The following is a 19,827-nucleotide window of genomic DNA, read 5'->3' as shown; positions in this document are numbered from 1 at the left end:
GCTGCTTTTTATATTGTATGCTCCAAAATTTTATTGATAAAACTTACTCTGCTTCATCCCTACAATTTTCATTTAAAAACTCAAACTCTATCGTCGTATGCGATAAATGATAGGAAGATAATTTAGCTGCAACCTCTTGTTTAAGCTTAATTAATTCTTTAACGTCAAAGTTGTCACTCAGCTCAAGGTGCGCTGTTAAAACGTGACTTTCACCATCCAGTGACCAAAAATGCATATGGTGTATACCATTTACTTCAGGAAATTCAATTAATGACTGCTTAATACGCTCTTGGGTCTCTTTATCGGGTGCAGCTTGAAGAAAAAGCACCAATGTTGATTTAAGATTTTTGAAAACGTTAAATAAGATAAACAGCGTAAACCCTATTGATAATAGAGGATCTAATATCGGCAGTTCAACGAACAACAATACAATAGAGACTATAAGAACGGCAACCCAACCGAGTACATCTTCAAGTAGGTGCCATGTCAGCACTTTTTCATTTAGTGTTTCACCCGCTTTTAATTTGAATACCGCATAACCATTTACGGCAACACCGAGTATGGCTAGCCCTAACATCCCCTCAACTACAGGCATTTCAGGATTGGACAGCTTAGGTATTGCTTCAAATAAAACCCAAATAGAGCCGATAATCAAAACAATACTATTTACCAATGCACCAAAAAGTGTAAGTCGGCGATAACCATAGCTGAATTTGTCTGATGCTTCTTTATCTGAAAAACGACTTAAAATCCACGCAAAACCTATTGAAAGACTATCACCAAGATCGTGAACGGCATCCGCCATTATCGCCGTACTGTTTGTGAGCCAACCACCTATAAATTCGATAATGGTAAATATCACATTAAGGAAAAATGCCCAACCAATCCGGTCGTCTTTACCATGCTGATGACTGTGACTATGGTTGTGCATTTTGTACCTCCAGTACTTTTTTATTTCTTATTTTTGATACATTCATATTAATCAAATGTCGGATCACTCGTTGATACAACCAACGTTTTACACCTGATAGATTAGTACCTTTTTCGAGATAGAACTTATCTGGTGAATCATAAAGCCCAAAGTCGTCATGAATACCTTCTTTTTGAATATAGGTATCCTCTCCACGCCAATCCGTACCGGGTGAAGATAAGCACTTTGTTGCAACACCATAACCACAAAACTCATCTTTTGCTTGGCTAAATTTCTGCTGTAGTGAGCTTAAGTATTGCTCATCCAATATAAAGCCCTCTAAGTTTATCCAACGCCCTTCAAAGTAAACTTCTACCCAACTATGAATGATGTATTTAGGTGCTAACCAAAATACAAGCTTAGGATAGCACCTTTTTATAGTTGCTGATCAATGGTAAAACCTTGGAAACGACACTGGATACCTAGTCCACGCAATAGTGCCATTAACAGATTACCCTTAGTATTACATTGTCCATAACCATCTGCTAGCACATCGCTTGCTGAAATATCATCACTCTTGTTATAGCCAAACATTATTTCATCTTTTACAAACTGATAAGCGGCACCAATTTTGTTGAAATTATCCAAATTTTTCCACCCTCGTTGATCGATCAGGGATTGGATATCTTTGTGTTCAAAATTAACGATATTCGTATTGTTTAAATATTTCTCAGTCATTTTTATATATCCCTTTCGTTGCATACCTATACTATAGATCCTATAGTAACTATAGAGTCAAATGTCTGGGGGAAATTGATGAAAATAGGCGAATTGTCAAAAAAATCGGGCTGTTCAATACAAACGATTAGATATTATGAAAGAGAAGGATTACTGTTAAATCCAAACCGTTCAGAAGGTAATTTCAGGCTGTATGATAGTAAAGCACTTAAACAATTGGAATTCGTAAAGCATTGTCGCAGCCTAGATATATCACTCAATGATATTAAACGTCTTATCGAATTAAAAAATAAGCCAGAAGAAAGCTGCTCTAGCGTTAATGCATTAATTGATCAGCAACTTGCACTAGTGAATAAACGTATGAAAGAATTAAGGGCGCTTAAAGCTGAATTACAACAGATGGCAAGTGCTTGTGGTTCAGACAATACAATTGAAGCGTGCGGCATCATCAAATCATTGGATAGCTAAACTAAATATAACTTTAGATTAGTAGTATTCACAAAGGCAATAATGTAAACCATTGGCAAATTAGCACAATCATTAAATTTAAATGTAGAAACCATTCGTTTTTATGAACGAGAAGGGCTGATTACACAACCTGAAAAACCAATATCTGGTTATAGACAATATGACGAAACAATAGCAGGACAACTTAGGTTTATCACAAAAGCCAAAGCGCTCGGCTTTACGTTAAGAGAAATAAAATCGCTAATGTCTATGGACAGCAACTGCACTCAAGTTGAGCTATTAAGCCGACAAAAGTTAGCAATCATTCGAGACAAAATTAATGACCTTCAACGTTTAGAGAAAGTAATTGTGGATATGACAAATACCTGTATGCAAAACGAAGATCCAACACATTGCCCCATAATTGATTCATTAAAATGATTGACTCCGTACTTATATACGGAGTTTAGAATGATGGTAATATCAACCAATAGACTTTCAAATGATAAATAAAATATTAGACAGAGTAGGCTCTAGTGGCGTTTGGCTAGCGGCACGGCCTGCTTCCCTGCATTAAGGTCACTTGCATCGGCATTAGGACTAGGCTTCTTCTCTCACTTCGAAGGAATAGCTGTAAATACGCTTTTACCTATTTTTGCATCTTTGGAACTATTGGTAAACTTATACAACTGGCACAAAAATAAAAACCATACCAGAGCTGTCTTCAGCATTCTAGGGCCTGTAGCAGTGCTATTAACGCTTTATCCTCTTTGGCTATATGATTGAAGCACATACCTATTTTACTTTGGTATTTGCTTAATGGTCGTTATGTCGGTTTTGGATATCGTAAAACCAGTAAGGGAGCAAACATGCAACGTATGGCTAATTGCCGTCGTTGAAACGATTAACGGTCAATGTCTGCTTTTCGCTCATACCCGAATTCTTTTGTAGCGGGCTAAGCTTAAAACTCCATAAACACCGGAGTACAACTAATGCACCAGTTAACAATATATCAGCCTAAAGAGCCTTGGAATAAAAATAAGCTTGTAGGACAAAAGTTACCTCTGAAATTACAGCAAATATGGGCTATCCGAATACGACTAGAACTTTTTCATAAAATAAGAGATCTAGCACTATTTAACCTAGCCATAGATAGCAAACTAAGAGGGTGTGATTTAGTTTCACTAAAAGTTAACGACATCGCACATGGTAAAACAATTCAATCAAGGGCAATAGTCGTTCAAAAAAAGACTGGTATGCCCGTCCAATTTGAAATTACTGGGAATACAAGGAAATCAATTGTGGCGCTCATAGAGCAATTTACTCTCAACTCTTATGATTACTTGTTTAAGTCACGAATTCATTCCTCAGAACACCTTTCAACCCGTCAATATGGACGTATAGTTGATTCTTGGGTCACTTCAATTGGGTTAGATAAGACTCAATATGGCACTCATTCTATGAGACGTACTAAACCATCACTAATTTACAAAAAAACTAAAAATTTAAGAGCCTGTCAGCTTCTACTTGGCCATAGAAAACTAGAAAGCACTGTCAGGTACTTGGGAATAGAAGTTGATGATGCGTTAGAAGTATCAGAACAGATCGATGCTTAAGTTTGAACCAATGCCAGACCTGAAGTAAGCGTCTGGCATTGGTTTCTAAAAAAATGTTAATCCACGCTACTTTGTTCTAAGAAAATCATAATGAAGCTGTATCAATATTGATTTGATAAGGCTTACTGACAAATTCAGCCATTTTTATACACTCCTTAACTGCAAACCCTCGTCCTTTGTAGTTTGCGAAAGCAATATGAGTATTATCAGTTAACACTGCATATAATCTATAGTCATGTGTGTAGCCTTTTCTAGGTATAGCTTTAAAACCTTTAATATCTGATAATTTATAAACACGTTTAAAAATAGTATATAAACTACTCGACTTTAATTCCAAGGTTTGTTTTGCGAGATCAAAACGACATACATAGCCACCAAACGAACCACTCCACCCTAGCCAGCATATAAACCCAGATACCCATATCGGTAATGATTTTGCTTCATCAGAATTAAACACATTAATTAGCCCGATAAATAAAAAGAAACCACACAACAAAACTAGCAATAATCTAGTTAACCTCGGTTGTCGATAAATAGCTAGCTCACTAGATAGTTCTTTAAAATACATTACAGCACTCCGTATTTAACTAAGCCGGCAATGGCTGTAAAAACAAAAAATGGCAGGGATAGTTTTATTAGCGATTTGCGATCCCATATTTCAATGAAAACAAGATCTTCACTATTAAAATCTTCATCTTCCAGGTGAGAGTTTGAATTAGCTTTTTTAGTATCATGAGTAACTTGAGGTGAGTTATATAATTCACTTTGAGCAAACCTTATCGGTGTTTTATTAGGCCAATCCGATATGGTTTCAACTGCAGTAGTATTATATTTCGTATATAAAAACGAAATGAACATCTTAGCATCTGTATACTGTTTAAATTCATATAACTGATCAACAAACTTAATTTGATAAGGGCCTTGCGCGCCTATACTACTTAATTCAAATGATAGTGTATCAAACGGTACAACAATTTTACTTCTTTGAAAGTAACCCCATAATGCGGTTTTTAAATTAAGCTGTTTTTCTGTCCCGTTAAACTCTAAGCGGCTCTTTCGACCAAAAAGCAATATTGATATACTTAAAAAGAAGCTTGCAGAAATAGCGAAGAAAATACTTTCCCCTCCTTCGCTTGTTACTGTCATCACAATGCTAGTAATTCCAGGAATAAGCATAATAAACGCAAAAATTTTGCTTGTCATTTCGCGTCTTGAGGGCATTGTTGTATTACCACTTTGATCTGTTTTGAGAACTTTTTTTACAAGCTTGGATAGATTGTTATATTCCATTACTTCAACCTTAAAAATTAATTATTACCTTATTTACATTAACAAAAAGTAGCTAAGTAAACCTTATCTCACGATACTTATATCGCTCCTTATACAGAAGCAAAATTACTATTTACAATACAACAGTTAATTCAAGTCAGGAAATCTTAAATGCATTTGATATAAAAAGATGACCGTCTGCTTCTCGCTCTTTGCCGAAGTTCGCCTAAGTGCCATGAGCGGGCATTAAAGCGTAACTCGTTTCTGCCCCAAAACGTGTTGAGGCGAATGCCTCAAAAGAGCGAAAACCGGACACTGAAAAAGTTAAATTTATTTCTCTTCTTTGAGTAGGAATAAATTTTGTCCAATAACATTATTAAACGCCGTTTTGGTGTGTTATATGCCACCAAAATGGTGTTTAATAAGCTGTTAGTAATACACGAATATTTCGCATATGGAGTTGCCAATGAATAATGAAACAAATAACCCTCGCATTAAAAAAGGTATTGAGCCAAAAGAACTAATTAAAATGCAAACTGAAGTCGGTTTAATTGAATCAATGTTTCAGTCGAAGACGCTCACAGCTATAGTCATTATTGCAATTATTTTGCTGGGTGGCTTTTTCATGTTCTTGTCCAAGGTGACAGGTTAGCCGCAACAGAATGTATTGCTAACAAGCATCTAAATCCGACATTGCCAGCTGCCGCACTTTTAGCAAACAACGCAAAAAGCCCGCCAGTGCAAGGCGTATTAGGCGGGCGTTATCAATGTCCGCAATTGGCACTTAGCTGAACTTCGCCAAAGAGCTACAAGCAAACATTGAGTTATTGGTTTTAATAATTAGCTTTTAACTAAATTTAAATAAACTTTAAAGCTGGTAGTTTGATTATTTGAACTGACCTCTATATCTCCACCGTTTGCTTGCGCTAGAGCTTTAACTATTGCAAGCCCTAAACCTGCTCCGTCACTGTGTCGTTGCCGCGACTTATCAGGTCGATAAAAGCGGTCAAATAAATAAGGTAAATGCTCAGAAGGTATTCTCTCCCCTGTATTAATCACTGAAATGCATATTTTTTCAGCGGTGGTCATTTCACTGTTTACAGTGATTGATGAGCCTTTTGGAGCGTACCTAATTGCATTGGATAGTAAGTTTGATAATAATTGACGAAAGTGTAATTTGTCACAATAAAAACAAAGGTTTTGACCTTTTTTATTAAATGCAATCAATGAGTCTTCAGCCAAAGCGTCAAAATACTCAAATAACACTTCAATTTCATCATGGCTTTTTAGAGTGTTTTGAACTGGTTTAATTAGCCCGTTTTGAGTTTTGGCGAGCCAAAGCATATCACTAACCATTTTCGTTAATCGCTCGAGTTCTTCTAAGTTAGAAAATAATAATTCTTGATACTCTTCCAACTGCCTTTTTTTAGATAATCCAACCTGTGTTTGAGTAATTATATTCGTTAGTGGAGTTCGTAGTTCATGAGCAATATCACTAGAAAAATTTGATAAGCGAATAAATTCACCCTGGAGCCTGTCGAGCATTGAGTTAAACGACTGCACCATATTAACAAGCTCAATAGGCACTTTATTTTCATCGAGCCTTACATCCATTTTATTAGTTTGGATATCGTGTATTTTCTGACTTAAACCTCGTAAAGGGTTTAATCCTTGATGTACAGCAAACCAAGCCACCAATGAAATGAGTACCGCTGAGCCAAACATAATGGCCCAAAGGCTTTGTTGAAATTGATTGAGAAAGTGTAAATGAAAGCTCATGTCTATCGCTGTAGTAATTTTGTATTGCTGTTGCTCAGTACTTAAATTACTCACCAGAGCTCGGTAGGTGTGGGTATCATTTTGCCATGAGGTAATGTTGTTACGGTTAAAGCCAGTTGAAGCCTTAGCACTCATTACAAAATCACTAAAATCTCGTTCAGAGCTTTGAAAAATGAGATCTCCTTTTGCGGTATTTACCTGATAGTAAACACCGTGATGACCCGCTACAGCGTTAGATAATTCATTTTTAAATTTCAGGTTTGATTTATAGTGTTGTCTTAAAACTAATTCAATAGATTGATTAATAACATGCAGTTCACTACTATCTTGCTGGAAAAAATGATGTTTTATCGAACTATTTATTAAGGTGGCAACTAAAGTTAAGCACGCAATAACGGTTACAGCCACAAACAACACAACACGCATCGTAAGTGATAAAGGCCGTGACTTAATAGCCATCAGTTTCAACCTCTAATTTATAGCCCATACCGCGAACTGTATGAATTAATTTAATAGTAAAGTCATCATCAACTTTTGCTCTTAGCCTACGAATGGCAACATCAATCACATTGGTGTCGCTATCAAAATTCATATCCCATACTTGAGAAGCAATTAACGAACGTGGCAGTACTTCACCTTCGCGCCGTAACAATAGTTCAAGTAAGCTAAACTCTTTATTACTCAATAAAATACGCTTGCCTGCACGTTGTATTTTTCGCTTTGGAATATCCATTTCTAAATCAGCAACGATCAGTATATCGTCAACTGTTTGTACTGCACCACGGCGAATAAGAGTGCGTACTCTTGCTAAAACTTCAGCAAAAGCAAAAGGCTTTATTAAATAGTCATCAGCACCAAGTTCGAGCCCCTTTACTCTATCGTCTATGCTATCGCGAGCAGATAAAAATAGTACTGGGGTTTTGTTATCTGCTTCACGTAGCGACTGTAAAATTTTCCAACCGGATACGTCAGGTAACATGACATCAAGTATTATTACATCAAATAATTCGGTCATTGCTAGGTGATGACCGTCAAGACCATTGCGCGCCAAAGAAACCTGAAAACCAGCTTCACTTAGTCCCTGTTTTAAATAATCTCCCGTTTTTGCTTCATCTTCAACAACTAATAAGCGCATACAATTCCTTCATTAAAGTCCTAACAACTACCTCTGCAAATATTATGCAGTATCTGTCACTACAGCAACATGACACCAAGATTACAACTTTGTAATGTTCGCGTCATGTTGAAGACAGGTCTATTTTCTATACTCAATACATATTCTGCTATGAAGGAGTAAGGAAATGGGGTTTAAAAAGTCATCACAACAGGTTAGCACACCACGAAGACGATTTGTTCAAGGCTTAATTGCAGGAGGTGTACTTGCTGCTTTTCCGAGTGTATTACATGCTGCATCATCTTTAGTAGCAGGAACAATAACAGGCACTGTGCCCGAACTTAGCGGCGAAGTAATTGATCTGGTTATAGATGAATCGCCGGTTAACTTTACTGGCGTAGTACGTATGGCGACAACTATCAATGGATCTATACCCGCTCCTACCTTGCGCCTCAAAGAAGGCGATGACGTTACTATTAGAGTAACAAATAAGTTATCAGTACCGAGTTCAATTCATTGGCATGGCATTATTTTACCGTATCAAATGGATGGCGTACCAGGTATCAGCTTTAAAGGCATTATGCCGGGCGAAACCTTTGTTTATAAATTTAAACTGCAACAAAGCGGTACATATTGGTATCACTCACATAGTGGCTTTCAAGAAATGACAGGCATGTACGGTGCATTAATTATTGAACCGCGAGAAAACGATATTATTAGTGCAGATAACGAGCATGTTATTCAATTATCTGATTGGACTGATGATGACCCAATGGCGCTGTTCCGTAAATTAAAAGTACAGAGTGATGTATTTAATTTCAATCAACCCACTGTCCCAGAGTTTTTCGATGACGTTTCAAGCAGCAGTATTTCAAATGCTCTACAGCGCCGAAAAATGTGGAATCAGATGCGAATGAATCCTACAGATTTAGCTGATTTATCTGCATCAGCAATGACTTTTTTAATGAACGGTAGTACTCCAATGGCAAACTGGCGTGGATTATTTAAAGTCGGTGAAAAGCTTAGGTTAAGGTTTATTAATGGCTCTAGTAATAGCTTTTTTGACGTGCGTATCCCCGAGTTAAAACTAACGGTTGTACAAGCAGATGGGCAAAACGTTGAACCAGTGACAGTTGATGAATTTAGATTCGGCCCTGGTGAAACCTACGACGTAATTGTTGAGCCTAAAAATGATGCCTATACGATTTTTGCTCAAAGTATGGATCGCTCTGGTTACGCAAAAGGAACTTTATCAAGCTCGCCTAATATTGATGCGCCAGTACCTGCACTTGACCCTGTTGAATGGTTAACGATGACCGATATGATGGGCAATATGACCCACGGCGGTGAGCACTCTGCAATGGCTGGTATGGCAGGCATGTCAGGTATGAACTCTAAAGAAATGGATCATAGCGCTATGGGCCACGGTGCAATGGCGATGGATCATAGCAAACATGGTATGTCTGAAAACCCATTAGCGGTTGCCAGCTCTAAAGTGCGTCATGCAAAAACGGAGTATGGAGCTTCAGTTGATATGCGCGTTGATATGCCTAGAACAAATCTTGATGATCCTGGTATTGGTTTACGTAAAAATGGTCGTCGTGTTTTAACACTTGCAGATTTACACTCACTTGAAGGGATCACTAACCAGCAAGAGCCAGAAGCTGAAATTGAGCTGCATTTAACCGGAAACATGGAGCGTTATAGCTGGTCATTTGATGGCTTAGAATTTGGTAAAAGCACGCCAGTGCATATGAAGCATAACCAACGTTTAAGAGTTATTTTACAAAACGATACCATGATGACGCACCCTATGCATTTGCATGGTATGTGGAGTGATTTAGAAAACGAGCAAGGTGATGTGCAAGTGCGACGTCATACGATACCTGTTCAACCCGCACAAAGAATCAGCTTTTTAACCACCCCTCACGATGTAGGTCGCTGGGCTTGGCATTGCCATTTATTATTCCATATGGATGCCGGTATGTTTAGAGAGGTAGTCGTATCATGAAACAATTAAAACTATCTAAATCATTAGGTTTATTAATGTTAACAGGGGCTTCATTAATTAGTTTCCCTTTATTAGCGCAAAGTGAAATGGCACAAATGAATAGCGCTAAGATGCAACCACAAGGAGGAAGTGCACCTAAAGATGCAAGAGACCCCCATGCTTACTCTGCGGGAACAACTTTAACAGAAGGCCCATATGCGCTTGAGGGCAATGAGCGATTAACACTCGCTGATGAGCATCCATTTTACGCATTACTAGGCGATCGTCTTGAATATAACGAGCAAGCAAACGCAGGTGTATTTGACTTACAAGCATGGTACGGCACTACCTTTGATCGATTGGTAATTAAAACCGAGGGTGATTTCAGCGAAGGAAGTATTGAAGAAAACCAAACCGATATTTTATGGGGTCACGCCGTATCAGCATATTGGGATACTCAAGCAGGTGTTCGTCTTGATTACAATAAAGAAGGTGAAAATCGGCAATGGTTGGCTTTTGGCTTACAAGGTTTAGCCCCTTATTGGTTTGAACTTGATATGACAGCATACGTAGGTGAGCGAGGCAATACCGCATTTACGTTAGAGGCAGAGTACGAACTATTACTCACGCAAAAGCTAATTATACAACCGCGAGCCGAAATTACACTTTATGGCAAAAACGATAAACAAAACGAACTTGGAAGTGGCCTATCAAGCAGCGCGATTGGCTTTAGGGTTCGTTATGAATTTACACGCCAGTTTGCGCCCTATATTGGCGTTGAATGGAGCAATAAATTTGGCAATACCGCCGACTATGCCACATCAAGTGGACAAAGTAGCAACAACACCGCATTTGTTACGGGTATTAAATTTTGGTTTTAATCATTTTAAATAAGAGGTAATTATGAAGTTTTTTAATTCTGCAGTAGCTATTTTAGGTTTAGTACTTACATTTTCCGCATCAGCGCATATATCACTCAAGCAATCAACACCTGCGCAAGAAGCCATGTTAATGAAAAGCCCAGAGCAACTTTCGTTAACTTTTGGTGGTGAAGTAAGGCTAGCAAAAGTCATCATCAAAGATGAAAAAAATAAATCAATAAACTTTGATTTCAAACCAAGCTCTACCCCAAGCACAGACTTTAGTTGGTCATTGCCGAGCTTAGTCCAAGGCACTTACACGGTTAAATGGACAGCACTGGGTGGTGATGGACATAAAATGACCGACACGTTTAGATTTATGGTACACAAAAGTGAATCGCATAAGATGATGCAAGTACAATCTAATACCCACAGCAAACATAATCATTAAGTAGCAACATAATGCAATTAAGTGAATGGTCAGTACTCTTACTATTATTAAAACTAGCAAGCTATATCGCAATTTCAGGGCTTGCGGGCACTTTATTAATGCGCTTTATGTGTGGCAACAGCAATGTTGCAGGGCATCACTTAATTAGCTTTTATCAGTTCTTAAAACGTTGGCAAATTACGTGTGTAGTTACAGGTAGTATTGCTGCACTTTTACAAGTACCAATAGAAGCTGGAGCAATGGCTGAATCAGGCTTTATGGGAATGTTTGACCCCTTTATGCTTGAAATTGTTTGGCAATCAGTCATAGGTGACCAAGCAACGTTTAGAATACCAGCGCTTATTATTGCTCTAATTAGCGCATGTATGTGGAGTGTGGAATCAGATGATAACGTAGCAGGTTATAAAAACGTTGCCGTTATACTAATCATGCTTGGGTTTATCGCTTATAGCTTCACTTTTACTGGGCACAGTGCAAATGAAAATGGGTTAGTGAAAAGTATTTTAACCTTTCACCTTATTGCCATTGCGAGCTGGTTAGGGTCATTGTGGCCGCTTTACAAAAGCTGCACTTTACTACCTACCAGTGAAGTAAAGCGGTTAATGCATTACTTTGGTCAACTCGCTATTGTTATTGTATTTGTACTACTTATTTCGGGCTTAACTCTGCTCCTGCAGTACCTAGAGTCATTTTCTGCATTGTTTACATCAAATTATGGGCAACTAATTTTATTAAAGCTGTTACTCGTCAGCGCGATGCTGTTACTAGGTGCATGGCATAAGCTTTTTTTAGTCCCGCAAATCACTCAACAACACCATATAAGTATATTAAAACGCTCGATCACTGTTGAAATATTAATTGCCCTATTTGTACTTATTACAACAAGTGTATTTACAACACTTGTTGGTCCGCCTATTTAACGATTAATAAAAAAGGAAAATGTATGTTAATTAAATCCTCTAATTTAAAAATTTTATTGCTACTAATTTTTAGCGCTGTTAGTTCTTTTGCTGTGAACGCACACACCCATGAAGAGCACACAAAAAAAGGCTGGGTCTTTGTTAATGTTGATAGCGAAGCTGCAAAGGCAGTTAGCTTATTTCATGCATCCCTAAAACAAGGCGATGCCAAAGGTGCCCGTAAATTACTGGCCGACGATGTCGTCATTTTTGAAGGCGGAATTGTTGAGCGTTCTGCAGATGTATACGCGAACCATCATATGATAGCGGATATGAAATTCTTAAGTGCAGTTGATAGTGAACTGCTAGAGCATCAAGTTCACACAAATGGAGACATAGCTTACTCAATTTCAAGAAGTAAAACTCAAGGAAAGTATAAAGGGAAAGATATTAAGTCTACGGGAATGGAATCAATCACATTAAAAAACACCGATAAAGGTTGGAAAATCACTCATATTCACTGGTCTAATTAAGGAGTTAACAATGCGAGTAATCTACATTACCTCAGCGTTTTTTTTATCATTAACTATGTCATTTTCGGCAATGAGTATCGAAAAACAGCATAAAACATCAATAATCTATGAAAATTCAGAAAAACCTGAAATTGAGCTTACCGTTTATAAAAGTAAAAATTGTGGATGTTGTAATAAGTGGATTGCTCATTTGAGTGAAAACAATATTCAAACAAAAGCAATTAACGTTAATGACATGGGGTCGATTAAATCTCAGTATCAAATAAAACCTAATATGCGCTCATGCCATACAGCCGTGTCAGCCGATGGATTTGTATTTGAAGGTCATGTTCCCGTTAAACATATAAAACAGTTTTTATCTGGGCAACACGCTCCGCACATTACAGGCTTAAGTGTACCAGCCATGCCTATTGGCACTCCCGGAATGGAAATGGAGGGTATATTTCACAAATATAATATTGAACTACTCACTGACAACTCAAATGAAGAAACCTACAGATACATAAGTAAATCCAGCGAGCAATTTTAGCCTAACGGCATAATTCTTGAGTTAATTATTAAATACCCATTTTACACAACAGGAAACACTGATTTGTGAGCTTGATAGTGTAAAAATTACTCACATGTAAAAACAAAATACAAAACTTTTAAGGAGCAATACAATGTCACACTATTCAAAATTTTTTTTAATGATAGCAACATCCACAATAACCATGTTTGTATTGATGTATTTGAACACCTACCAACTTAGTCATGTTTATTTTAGTGAAACTCGTACTTATATGGCGCTTTATATGGGAGCCACGATGGCAGTGATAATGCTACTTTTCATGCTCAATATGTATAAAGATAAAAAGAAAAATATAACAGTACTCATTGCTAGTGTTGCCGTATTTGCAGGAAGTTTATTTTTAGTTCGCTCACAAGTGACTGTTGATGATAGCTCATGGATGTCGGCGATGATCCCACATCATTCAATTGCCATACTCACCAGTGACAGGGCAAAAATCAAAGATAAACGCGTTCAAAAGCTTGCTACAAATATAATTGAAGCCCAAGAGCGAGAAATAAAAGAAATGCAATGGCTCCTAAAAGATATAGAGCAAAACGGCATTGCACAAACCAATGCTCAAGCACAATTAAGAGCTGTTCCAGATTTCAATTCAAATAAATAAATAAACCGCATAACATAAGGAGTAAAGCATGAGTAAATCAGCCCAACTTTTTAGAATGGCAACAGATGAGCATATTTGTCCGTTTGGTTTAAAATCAAAAGACCTACTAGAGCGAGAGGGATATACAGTTGATGATCAGCTTTTAACTTCTCGAGAGCAAACAGATGAATTTAAAAAACAACACAGTGTAGAAACTACACCTCAAGCATTTATTGATAATAAACGTATAGGTGGCTACGACGATTTACGTGATTACTTTAATAAGCCACAAGCAGCCCAAGAAGGTACAACTTACACGCCCGTGATTGCGATTTTTTCGGTTAGTTTTTTGCTTAGTGTGGCATTTAGTTTTGCATCGGATAATAGCTTATTATCAATGCAAACCGCTGAACTGTTTGTAGCCCTAACAATGGCAGTGTTAGCAATACAAAAGCTTCAAGACTTATTTAGCTTTACTAATTCATTTATAACCTATGACTTAGTCGCTATGAAAGTAGTCAGGTACGCTTATGTTTACCCATTTTTAGAAGCATTTGTTGGCATTGGAATGATAGCCGGGTTACCAGCCTATATTATTGCCCCTATTTCATTATTCATAGGTGGGGTTGGTGCTGTTTCAGTGATAAAAGCAGTCTATATAGATAAACGAGAGTTAAAATGTGCGTGTGTAGGCGGTGACAGTAACGTACCACTAGGGTTTATCTCTCTAACAGAAAACTTATTTATGATAGCTGCCGGTATTTGGATGTTTGTTAGGTAAATAACAGCTTTAATTTAAAAATATGATGACGAGCTTATTTATAGCACGAACCAGATTCAGTAGTTGAGTCTGGTTCTGCCTGAACTTAAAATGCCATCAATTTGCTCTGGCTTCTCTAAGGTATCTTGAAGTTACAACGAGACTAAAGTTTTTTATCAATTGCATGATTTAAAAAAGCACTAGCCCTCTAATTTTATTAAATAGATCTAATCTAAATTTGATTCCAGAATTCTTTTGGCAATAAATTTTTAATCATCCTAGTGTTTAAGAATTTATAAATTTAATTAATAAATTTTGTGAAATTTTTCTAGTCCGCTTAGAGCGAAAACCGGTCGTCCGGGTGAGTCGTCATTAACTTAGTAATAATAAATGGAAACTTTTCCCTTTTTACATATTTATATAAGCTACAGTAAGCATAATATTTATAGCTGGCAATAACTTAAACTGTTTGCTATTAATGTAGGTAAACAAAATAAGGACATTTTCGCGCTAAAATAGGGAAAGTGTCCTCTGATAAAGTTGTTATACATTTAGAAGGAGGTGTAGTGATCCGTGCTCTTAAAATTTTAATTTTTGGACTATTTAGTGGACCAATTCTAGCCGAATTAATCGGTTTCATATCCCCTTTTGTCATGTTACGAAATGAAGAATTAGGTTATCAATTCCAAGATTCAGCTTATTACATCGGAGCATTTTCAAGTGTGTTTTTTTCAGTAGCATTGCTGTTCGCTGCTTTTAACACGTCAAAGATTTCCTATAAAATTGGGAGCTCTGTTATAGCTTTACTTTACATAATTTCCTCGTGTTATGTTTTTCTCGACAGTGAGAGCCGAATGGAAACGATAATCTATGGCTTAAATTATTTGTGCAGTGTGGCTAGTTTAACTTTAGGGGCCTTTATCGCCTTACACTGTTTTAAAAACACAACTCACTCTGTATATAAACATGCATAACAACTCAGTAAACTCGCTCACTACGTTCGCTGGGACGCATACACGCAGGGCGGCTTCGCTATTATGCTTATGTGCCTGCGCCCGTTATTGAAAAGTTATACGCTAGGAGTTTAAATGGAACTTAACCAGGTTACTTTACCAGTAAAAGATATGGATGTTGCTGTTAACTTTTATCTAAAACTCGGCTTCACTCAAATTGTCGATACGCCCCATTACACAAGGTTTTCTTGCCCAGATGGGAATTCTACTTTTTCCTTATCACTCGAATCCAGTGAATTTGAAAACAGTTCTGTGATTTACTTCGAGCATGAAAAACTTGATGAACTGTGTGCTGAGTTGACCAAAAAAGGTTTTCAGTTTGAACAACAGCCGACAGAGCAACGGTACTTGTGGAAAGAAGCAATACTTAAAGATCCGTCTGGTAATAAAATCAAACTTTACTGGGCAGGTGAAAACCGCTTAAATCCTCCTTGGAAAGTTGAGGAACGCGTATAACAAGTGACTTAGGTTATGAGCATCCGCTCATGGCACTCTCCAGCCACTCGATAAAATAATAATTGATAAAGTGTTTTTCTCCGCCTGATGGCTCTTAGCTTATCCGACCTACTCTGGCACTAACTGAAAATACTCTTACTCTAAATTTAAAGTTAAGCTCTAATCAAAAAATATCAATTTTTGTGCCCTACTTTGCTTCAAATTGTAGTTATTATTCTCAATCTGTGACTCAAAATCAGCTTAAGTGATGGTACCCACAAACCCAAACCCGATATCTTATATTTCATAATTTATACGTTGATATTTGTCGAATTAAAATATTTTAACTAGCTTAAAGGCTGGCTGGTCAGTAACTTACATACATATAAAACTAAAAAGCACCCTGATTAACTCAGAGCGCTTTGCGTTTAGGACAAATAAACAAGGGTTATACAAATTTAATAAGGAGATGCTTAAGCATGACCTTCATGCTTGGGGTGTTACTTTTTCGATAATATTCGTAGTTATAGATACCTGTTATCATTCTAGTGCAAAAAAAACTTAGAGCGATAAACCAAGCGAAGTTTTCAGTGGATTGGAACTGTAAACACAATATAGCTGAGCCACTAAATGCGATAATCGAATAGGTAATTTCTATTCGATATTGGCTAAAAGCCTTTAAAATTTTGGACATTAAAAACCGTCATCAAAAGCATCAAAAGAATCATGTTCTATAGAGTCACCTATCGACTCTTCAATTTCATAAACAGTCATTACCCTGTCTGGCTGGCCCACCACATTGCCACCAACATCTACGATATTAGTACTGGCATTTGTGATAGGTAGTCCTGTTGTTGGATTAATAGCAATATCATTAGCGTCGTTTTTCATTTTTAAACCTTAATAATCATTAATTAATGCTTTCAAATTTAATGATTTCGTGATAAAAAACAAACTTGTTTGACTGCGCAGCTCAGCAACAAACAGTTTGAATAAGGCATTCACTTTTCTTCTATTTTCACTTAATTTTTTTAGTAAAAACCCTCTCCTCTTTATCTAAAAAGTTTATTAATAAGTTTAATTTGAAGGCGGCTTTTGTCTGCAAGACAGGTTTTTAGATCGCATTTTTCGGCACGAAAAACTGCAAAATAGCGCCTCAGAATGAGGCCAACAAGCGCGTAATGTGGTGTAGGCGAAGCCGTAGACACATGGAGAAAGCGCGAATGTACAGCTGGTCTGTACTGACCGCGATAGTGTTTCGCATCAGCGAAATTCGATTAAAATTTGGCACAAATTGATATCGAACCATAATTTTCGTCAGAAAATAAAAGCGAAGAAAAATGCGGATAATGGGGCACCCATCGCATTGTCTGAAGCGGCAGTATGGCGGTCAGTACAGAGCGTAGCTCGGTGCATTCGCGCTGGGTATAAAACGCTAGCGCGATAGCGCGTTGAGCCAGCTCGTTGCGGAGCAACACCAGAGCTGACGGGCGTTTTAGACCTATGGTTGAGTAGCGAAGCGACGAGGCCATCCGCTGAAAGCGGCTTTTGTTGCGATAATTATCGCGACAATCATTCCGTACATGCTGCCAGAGCATCTCGGAATGAAAAACGGCAATATAATTATAAAATGATGATAATTTTTGTGTTGCGGTGCTAGTTAATTTTAATAATTAACTCACCAAAAGGATTTTTGAATTGACTCAGCAACCATCAAAAGATTTAGAAACGAAAAACCCGCTTCATACTCACTACCCTCGCTATTTTGATATTAATATGCGGTATTATCTAGGCGAAAATAACCACCAAAAAGGGGTTAACAGAACCAAGGTCTCGGTGCTTATTGCAATTCGGTTTTCTATTGTTACACCAGGCATTGTGCGTTGGCTCTACGGCATTAATCATCGCCTCGCGTTGGAACACCTAAACAGGCTAGAAAAAGATGGTTTACTGCGTGTAGTAAAAACACACCGCAGTCCAGATGGTCGCGTCTATGTGCCTACCTATACTGCTGCCAAATTTGCCGAGGAGTTAATGGGCATCGACGTGTATTTTAGGAGTAATAAAAACCCTGCTCTGCAGTTCAACCAAAATAATGTAGCACACAACCTTATAAACGCATTTGTAATGTTGCGCGGTATACATAATTATCACAGTGATGAAACGTACGCCCCAATGTGGAGTGGATTCATTACCGAGCCTGAATTTAAACGTATTAATAACCTATCTGATGCACGAACTGTGGATGGTGCTGTGCGACTCCTAGATGGCTCTGTTGCAGCAGTTGAAATTGAGCATTCATTTAAAAATAAAACGGCACGACAGGTCATTTTACTAAAATATTTGGCCTCGTTAAAAAAAAACGATTACAGTAAGATTTTTTTATTCTCTCAATCGGTCAAAATTTTTGATGACATTAAACGACTCCACGAACAACTATTTGAGGAAATGCCGCAACGTTTTGACAAGAAGACACGAGCACCACTTCTCAGTGAGAGCGATGCTGAGCTGCTGCGTGCCTCAATAATATACCGAACTAAATTGTGCTCTGAAATTGAAAAAATGTTTTACTCGTAATGCAGTAGTATCAACATTGAGACATCATGATTATTTTATTTATTCAATTGTTTAGAGTAAAAAATCTTAGCTTCATCGTCACCAATGATTTTTGCATACGTTATACAGCGCCTTATATCTGCTTTTGCCAATCTAAAAGCGGGGTTTTCGTTTTGGTTTGATAGCTCATAATTTCCTAATCGATTGAGGTTTCCCCGAGCCCACACACCCTCAGCATGCGACCCCTTATTGACTTTAGGGCGACGAGATAGTCTTGGCCTAGCAAACTCTTCACTTTCACTAGAGCATTGAGTAAAATAGGAAAATTCAATGGCAGTAATACAGTTACCCATTTTTTTAGGCTTAAACGTTACGCGTACATCTGTGTGGGCATTAATTTTTTCAATAGCAGGTAACAGGATGCGGTTTTTAAAATCGCGCCATGCTCCATATGATTCAGATAAAAATAATTTTTGTTTCATCTCTGGCAACTGAAAATTCACAACTACCGCGCCCTGTCGTTTGTAATTTTTATAATTTCGCACCTCGTTTAGGAGTGCATACAACCGAAATGATGCTAGGCTGTTTAATTTTACTGTGTTATGAAAAAATAACCTTGTGAAATTTTTCTCTATATTAAAAATATACGGCTCGATTTCTTCTGAAAACTCAAGTGTAATGAAAGACCCTTGATTTTTCACCTTTTCGTATGAAGCGCTACTCACCCAAGGAATTGAAAGCGACTGCCCGCTATCGTCTAAAATGCTTACAGATTTATCTCTGAGTGACTCTGCGGCAGAACTCAGCTGCTCATAAACGCTGTACTTACTCAGGCCGAAACACTTGGCATATTCCGTTGGATAAATCAGAATTTTTCCTGGGTTAGACTTTTTGGAGTTTACTTTAGACAGCGCGAGATTTATTAATCGCTGCTCATTAATATCGAGCGAATAACCCGCATGTAACAGCTTATTGCCGAAAACAATTCTTGGAGAATTTTTACTACTCATTTCTCTACCTCATTTCTAGTTTATGCTGTTATGCTAACCGCGGCTCAACGAATAAAAGAAATTTCGGTAAGTTTTTTGGTAAAAAAAGTTTTATTTATTTACAGTGAAAATGGCCCCCTAAACCGTATAAATTGCCTACTCATTTCGTATAAAATGCCACAATAAACATATAAATTGCCCACCAAAACAGTAAATATTTTATTTAATTTCAATAAGATAACCCCCTCTAAAAGTATTAAAATAGAAAAAATAAAAATACAGGCACATTTGCAACTTTTATAAATTTATTAATT

22 protein-coding genes and 1 pseudogene are annotated in these 19,827 nt (G+C 37.4%); 15 read left to right on the top strand and 8 right to left on the bottom strand.

Annotation, left to right across the window (positions count from 1 at the left end; translation table 11 throughout):
• Positions 1-43: 43 nt before the first annotated feature.
• Together QT16_RS16750 and QT16_RS16745 are read right to left on the bottom strand one after the other, a co-directional pair.
• Complete coding sequence (locus QT16_RS16750; protein ID WP_002962252.1) at positions 44-931, bottom strand: cation diffusion facilitator family transporter; 888 nt, start codon at positions 929-931, stop codon at positions 44-46.
• A pseudogene (locus QT16_RS16745) lies at positions 918-1,648 on the bottom strand (transglutaminase-like domain-containing protein). The gene QT16_RS16750 and the pseudogene QT16_RS16745 overlap by 14 nt, the downstream one beginning before the upstream one ends.
• 78 nt (positions 1,649-1,726) lie before the next feature.
• On the opposite strand from QT16_RS16745, the gene cadR reads away from it, so the two are divergent.
• The 4 genes from cadR (at position 1,727) to QT16_RS16730 (ending at position 3,711) form a co-directional block, all read left to right on the top strand.
• Positions 1,727-2,116, top strand: a complete 390-nt coding sequence (gene cadR, locus QT16_RS16740; RefSeq protein ID WP_002962247.1) for a Cd(II)/Pb(II)-responsive transcriptional regulator — start codon at positions 1,727-1,729, stop codon at positions 2,114-2,116.
• A 51-nt stretch (positions 2,117-2,167) separates the two neighbouring features.
• Positions 2,168-2,536, top strand: coding sequence for a MerR family transcriptional regulator (locus QT16_RS16735; protein WP_028834999.1), 369 nt, complete (start codon positions 2,168-2,170; stop codon positions 2,534-2,536).
• Positions 2,537-2,638: 102 nt separating this feature from the next.
• Entirely contained in the window at positions 2,639-2,881 is a 243-nt protein-coding gene (locus tag QT16_RS21100) for a MerC family mercury resistance protein (protein WP_327077832.1), read from the top strand.
• Between the two features lie 206 nt (positions 2,882-3,087).
• On the top strand, positions 3,088-3,711 hold the full coding sequence (locus tag QT16_RS16730) for a tyrosine-type recombinase/integrase (RefSeq protein ID WP_010388419.1): 624 nt from the start codon (positions 3,088-3,090) through the stop codon (positions 3,709-3,711).
• A gap of 85 nt (positions 3,712-3,796) precedes the next feature.
• Here QT16_RS16730 and QT16_RS16725 read toward each other — a convergent pair whose 3' ends face one another.
• Complete coding sequence (locus QT16_RS16725) at positions 3,797-4,279, bottom strand: hypothetical protein (protein WP_010388418.1); 483 nt, start codon at positions 4,277-4,279, stop codon at positions 3,797-3,799.
• Entirely contained in the window at positions 4,279-5,001 is a 723-nt protein-coding gene (locus QT16_RS16720; protein WP_010388416.1) for a hypothetical protein, read from the bottom strand. Before QT16_RS16720 ends, QT16_RS16725 begins: the two co-directional genes overlap by 1 nt.
• A 445-nt stretch (positions 5,002-5,446) precedes the next feature.
• Between QT16_RS16720 and QT16_RS16715 the strand changes: the two genes are divergently transcribed.
• Complete coding sequence (locus tag QT16_RS16715) at positions 5,447-5,632, top strand: hypothetical protein (protein ID WP_039489433.1); 186 nt, start codon at positions 5,447-5,449, stop codon at positions 5,630-5,632.
• A gap of 188 nt (positions 5,633-5,820) precedes the next feature.
• Here QT16_RS16715 and QT16_RS16710 read toward each other — a convergent pair whose 3' ends face one another.
• Positions 5,821-7,218, bottom strand: a complete 1,398-nt coding sequence (locus tag QT16_RS16710) for a heavy metal sensor histidine kinase (RefSeq protein ID WP_010388405.1) — start codon at positions 7,216-7,218, stop codon at positions 5,821-5,823.
• The gene (locus QT16_RS16705; protein ID WP_010388408.1) at positions 7,208-7,894 is read right to left on the bottom strand and encodes a heavy metal response regulator transcription factor; all 687 of its coding nucleotides are present in this window, start codon (positions 7,892-7,894) and stop codon (positions 7,208-7,210) included. Before QT16_RS16705 ends, QT16_RS16710 begins: the two co-directional genes overlap by 11 nt.
• A 166-nt stretch (positions 7,895-8,060) precedes the next feature.
• Between QT16_RS16705 and QT16_RS16700 the strand changes: the two genes are divergently transcribed.
• The 9 genes from QT16_RS16700 to QT16_RS16655 all read left to right on the top strand — a co-directional run bounded on the left by QT16_RS16700 (position 8,061) and on the right by QT16_RS16655 (position 15,989).
• The gene (locus QT16_RS16700; RefSeq protein WP_010388409.1) at positions 8,061-9,884 is read left to right on the top strand and encodes a copper resistance system multicopper oxidase; all 1,824 of its coding nucleotides are present in this window, start codon (positions 8,061-8,063) and stop codon (positions 9,882-9,884) included.
• On the top strand, positions 9,881-10,744 hold the full coding sequence (locus tag QT16_RS16695; RefSeq protein WP_002963237.1) for a copper resistance protein B: 864 nt from the start codon (positions 9,881-9,883) through the stop codon (positions 10,742-10,744). The genes QT16_RS16700 and QT16_RS16695 overlap by 4 nt, the downstream gene beginning before the upstream one ends.
• A gap of 22 nt (positions 10,745-10,766) precedes the next feature.
• On the top strand, positions 10,767-11,174 hold the full coding sequence (locus QT16_RS16690) for a copper resistance CopC family protein (RefSeq protein WP_010388411.1): 408 nt from the start codon (positions 10,767-10,769) through the stop codon (positions 11,172-11,174).
• Between the two features lie 11 nt (positions 11,175-11,185).
• On the top strand, positions 11,186-12,094 hold the full coding sequence (locus QT16_RS16685; protein WP_010388414.1) for a CopD family protein: 909 nt from the start codon (positions 11,186-11,188) through the stop codon (positions 12,092-12,094).
• 23 nt (positions 12,095-12,117) lie between these two features.
• A complete protein-coding gene (locus tag QT16_RS16680; RefSeq protein WP_002963057.1) occupies positions 12,118-12,606 on the top strand; it encodes a YybH family protein in 489 nt (162 codons plus the stop codon).
• Positions 12,607-12,616: 10 nt separating this feature from the next.
• Positions 12,617-13,135 carry a DUF411 domain-containing protein gene (locus tag QT16_RS16675; protein WP_002963058.1) on the top strand — a complete coding sequence of 173 codons (519 nt, stop codon included), beginning with the start codon at positions 12,617-12,619 and terminating at the stop codon, positions 13,133-13,135.
• Between the two features lie 133 nt (positions 13,136-13,268).
• Positions 13,269-13,781, top strand: a complete 513-nt coding sequence (locus tag QT16_RS16670) for a DUF305 domain-containing protein (protein WP_010388415.1) — start codon at positions 13,269-13,271, stop codon at positions 13,779-13,781.
• A 28-nt stretch (positions 13,782-13,809) separates the two neighbouring features.
• Positions 13,810-14,541 (top strand): MauE/DoxX family redox-associated membrane protein, encoded by a 732-nt coding sequence (locus QT16_RS16665; protein WP_002963060.1) that lies wholly within the window; start codon positions 13,810-13,812, stop codon positions 14,539-14,541.
• Positions 14,542-15,608: 1,067 nt separating this feature from the next.
• Positions 15,609-15,989, top strand: coding sequence for a VOC family protein (locus tag QT16_RS16655; protein WP_039489423.1), 381 nt, complete (start codon positions 15,609-15,611; stop codon positions 15,987-15,989).
• A 672-nt stretch (positions 15,990-16,661) separates the two neighbouring features.
• Here QT16_RS16655 and QT16_RS16650 read toward each other — a convergent pair.
• A complete protein-coding gene (locus QT16_RS16650) occupies positions 16,662-16,859 on the bottom strand; it encodes a hypothetical protein (protein WP_002963063.1) in 198 nt (65 codons plus the stop codon).
• A gap of 807 nt (positions 16,860-17,666) precedes the next feature.
• Between QT16_RS16650 and QT16_RS16645 the strand changes: the two genes are divergently transcribed.
• The gene (locus tag QT16_RS16645; protein WP_002962291.1) at positions 17,667-18,545 is read left to right on the top strand and encodes a hypothetical protein; all 879 of its coding nucleotides are present in this window, start codon (positions 17,667-17,669) and stop codon (positions 18,543-18,545) included.
• Positions 18,546-18,580: 35 nt separating this feature from the next.
• Here QT16_RS16645 and QT16_RS16640 read toward each other — a convergent pair whose 3' ends face one another.
• On the bottom strand, positions 18,581-19,534 hold the full coding sequence (locus QT16_RS16640) for a replication initiation protein (RefSeq protein ID WP_002962290.1): 954 nt from the start codon (positions 19,532-19,534) through the stop codon (positions 18,581-18,583).
• Between the last annotated feature and the right edge of the window lie 293 nt (positions 19,535-19,827).

It is taken from the genome of Pseudoalteromonas distincta (assembly GCF_000814675.1).
Lineage (GTDB): Bacteria > Pseudomonadota > Gammaproteobacteria > Enterobacterales > Alteromonadaceae > Pseudoalteromonas > Pseudoalteromonas distincta.
This window is presented reverse-complemented; position numbering and strand designations above follow the sequence as displayed.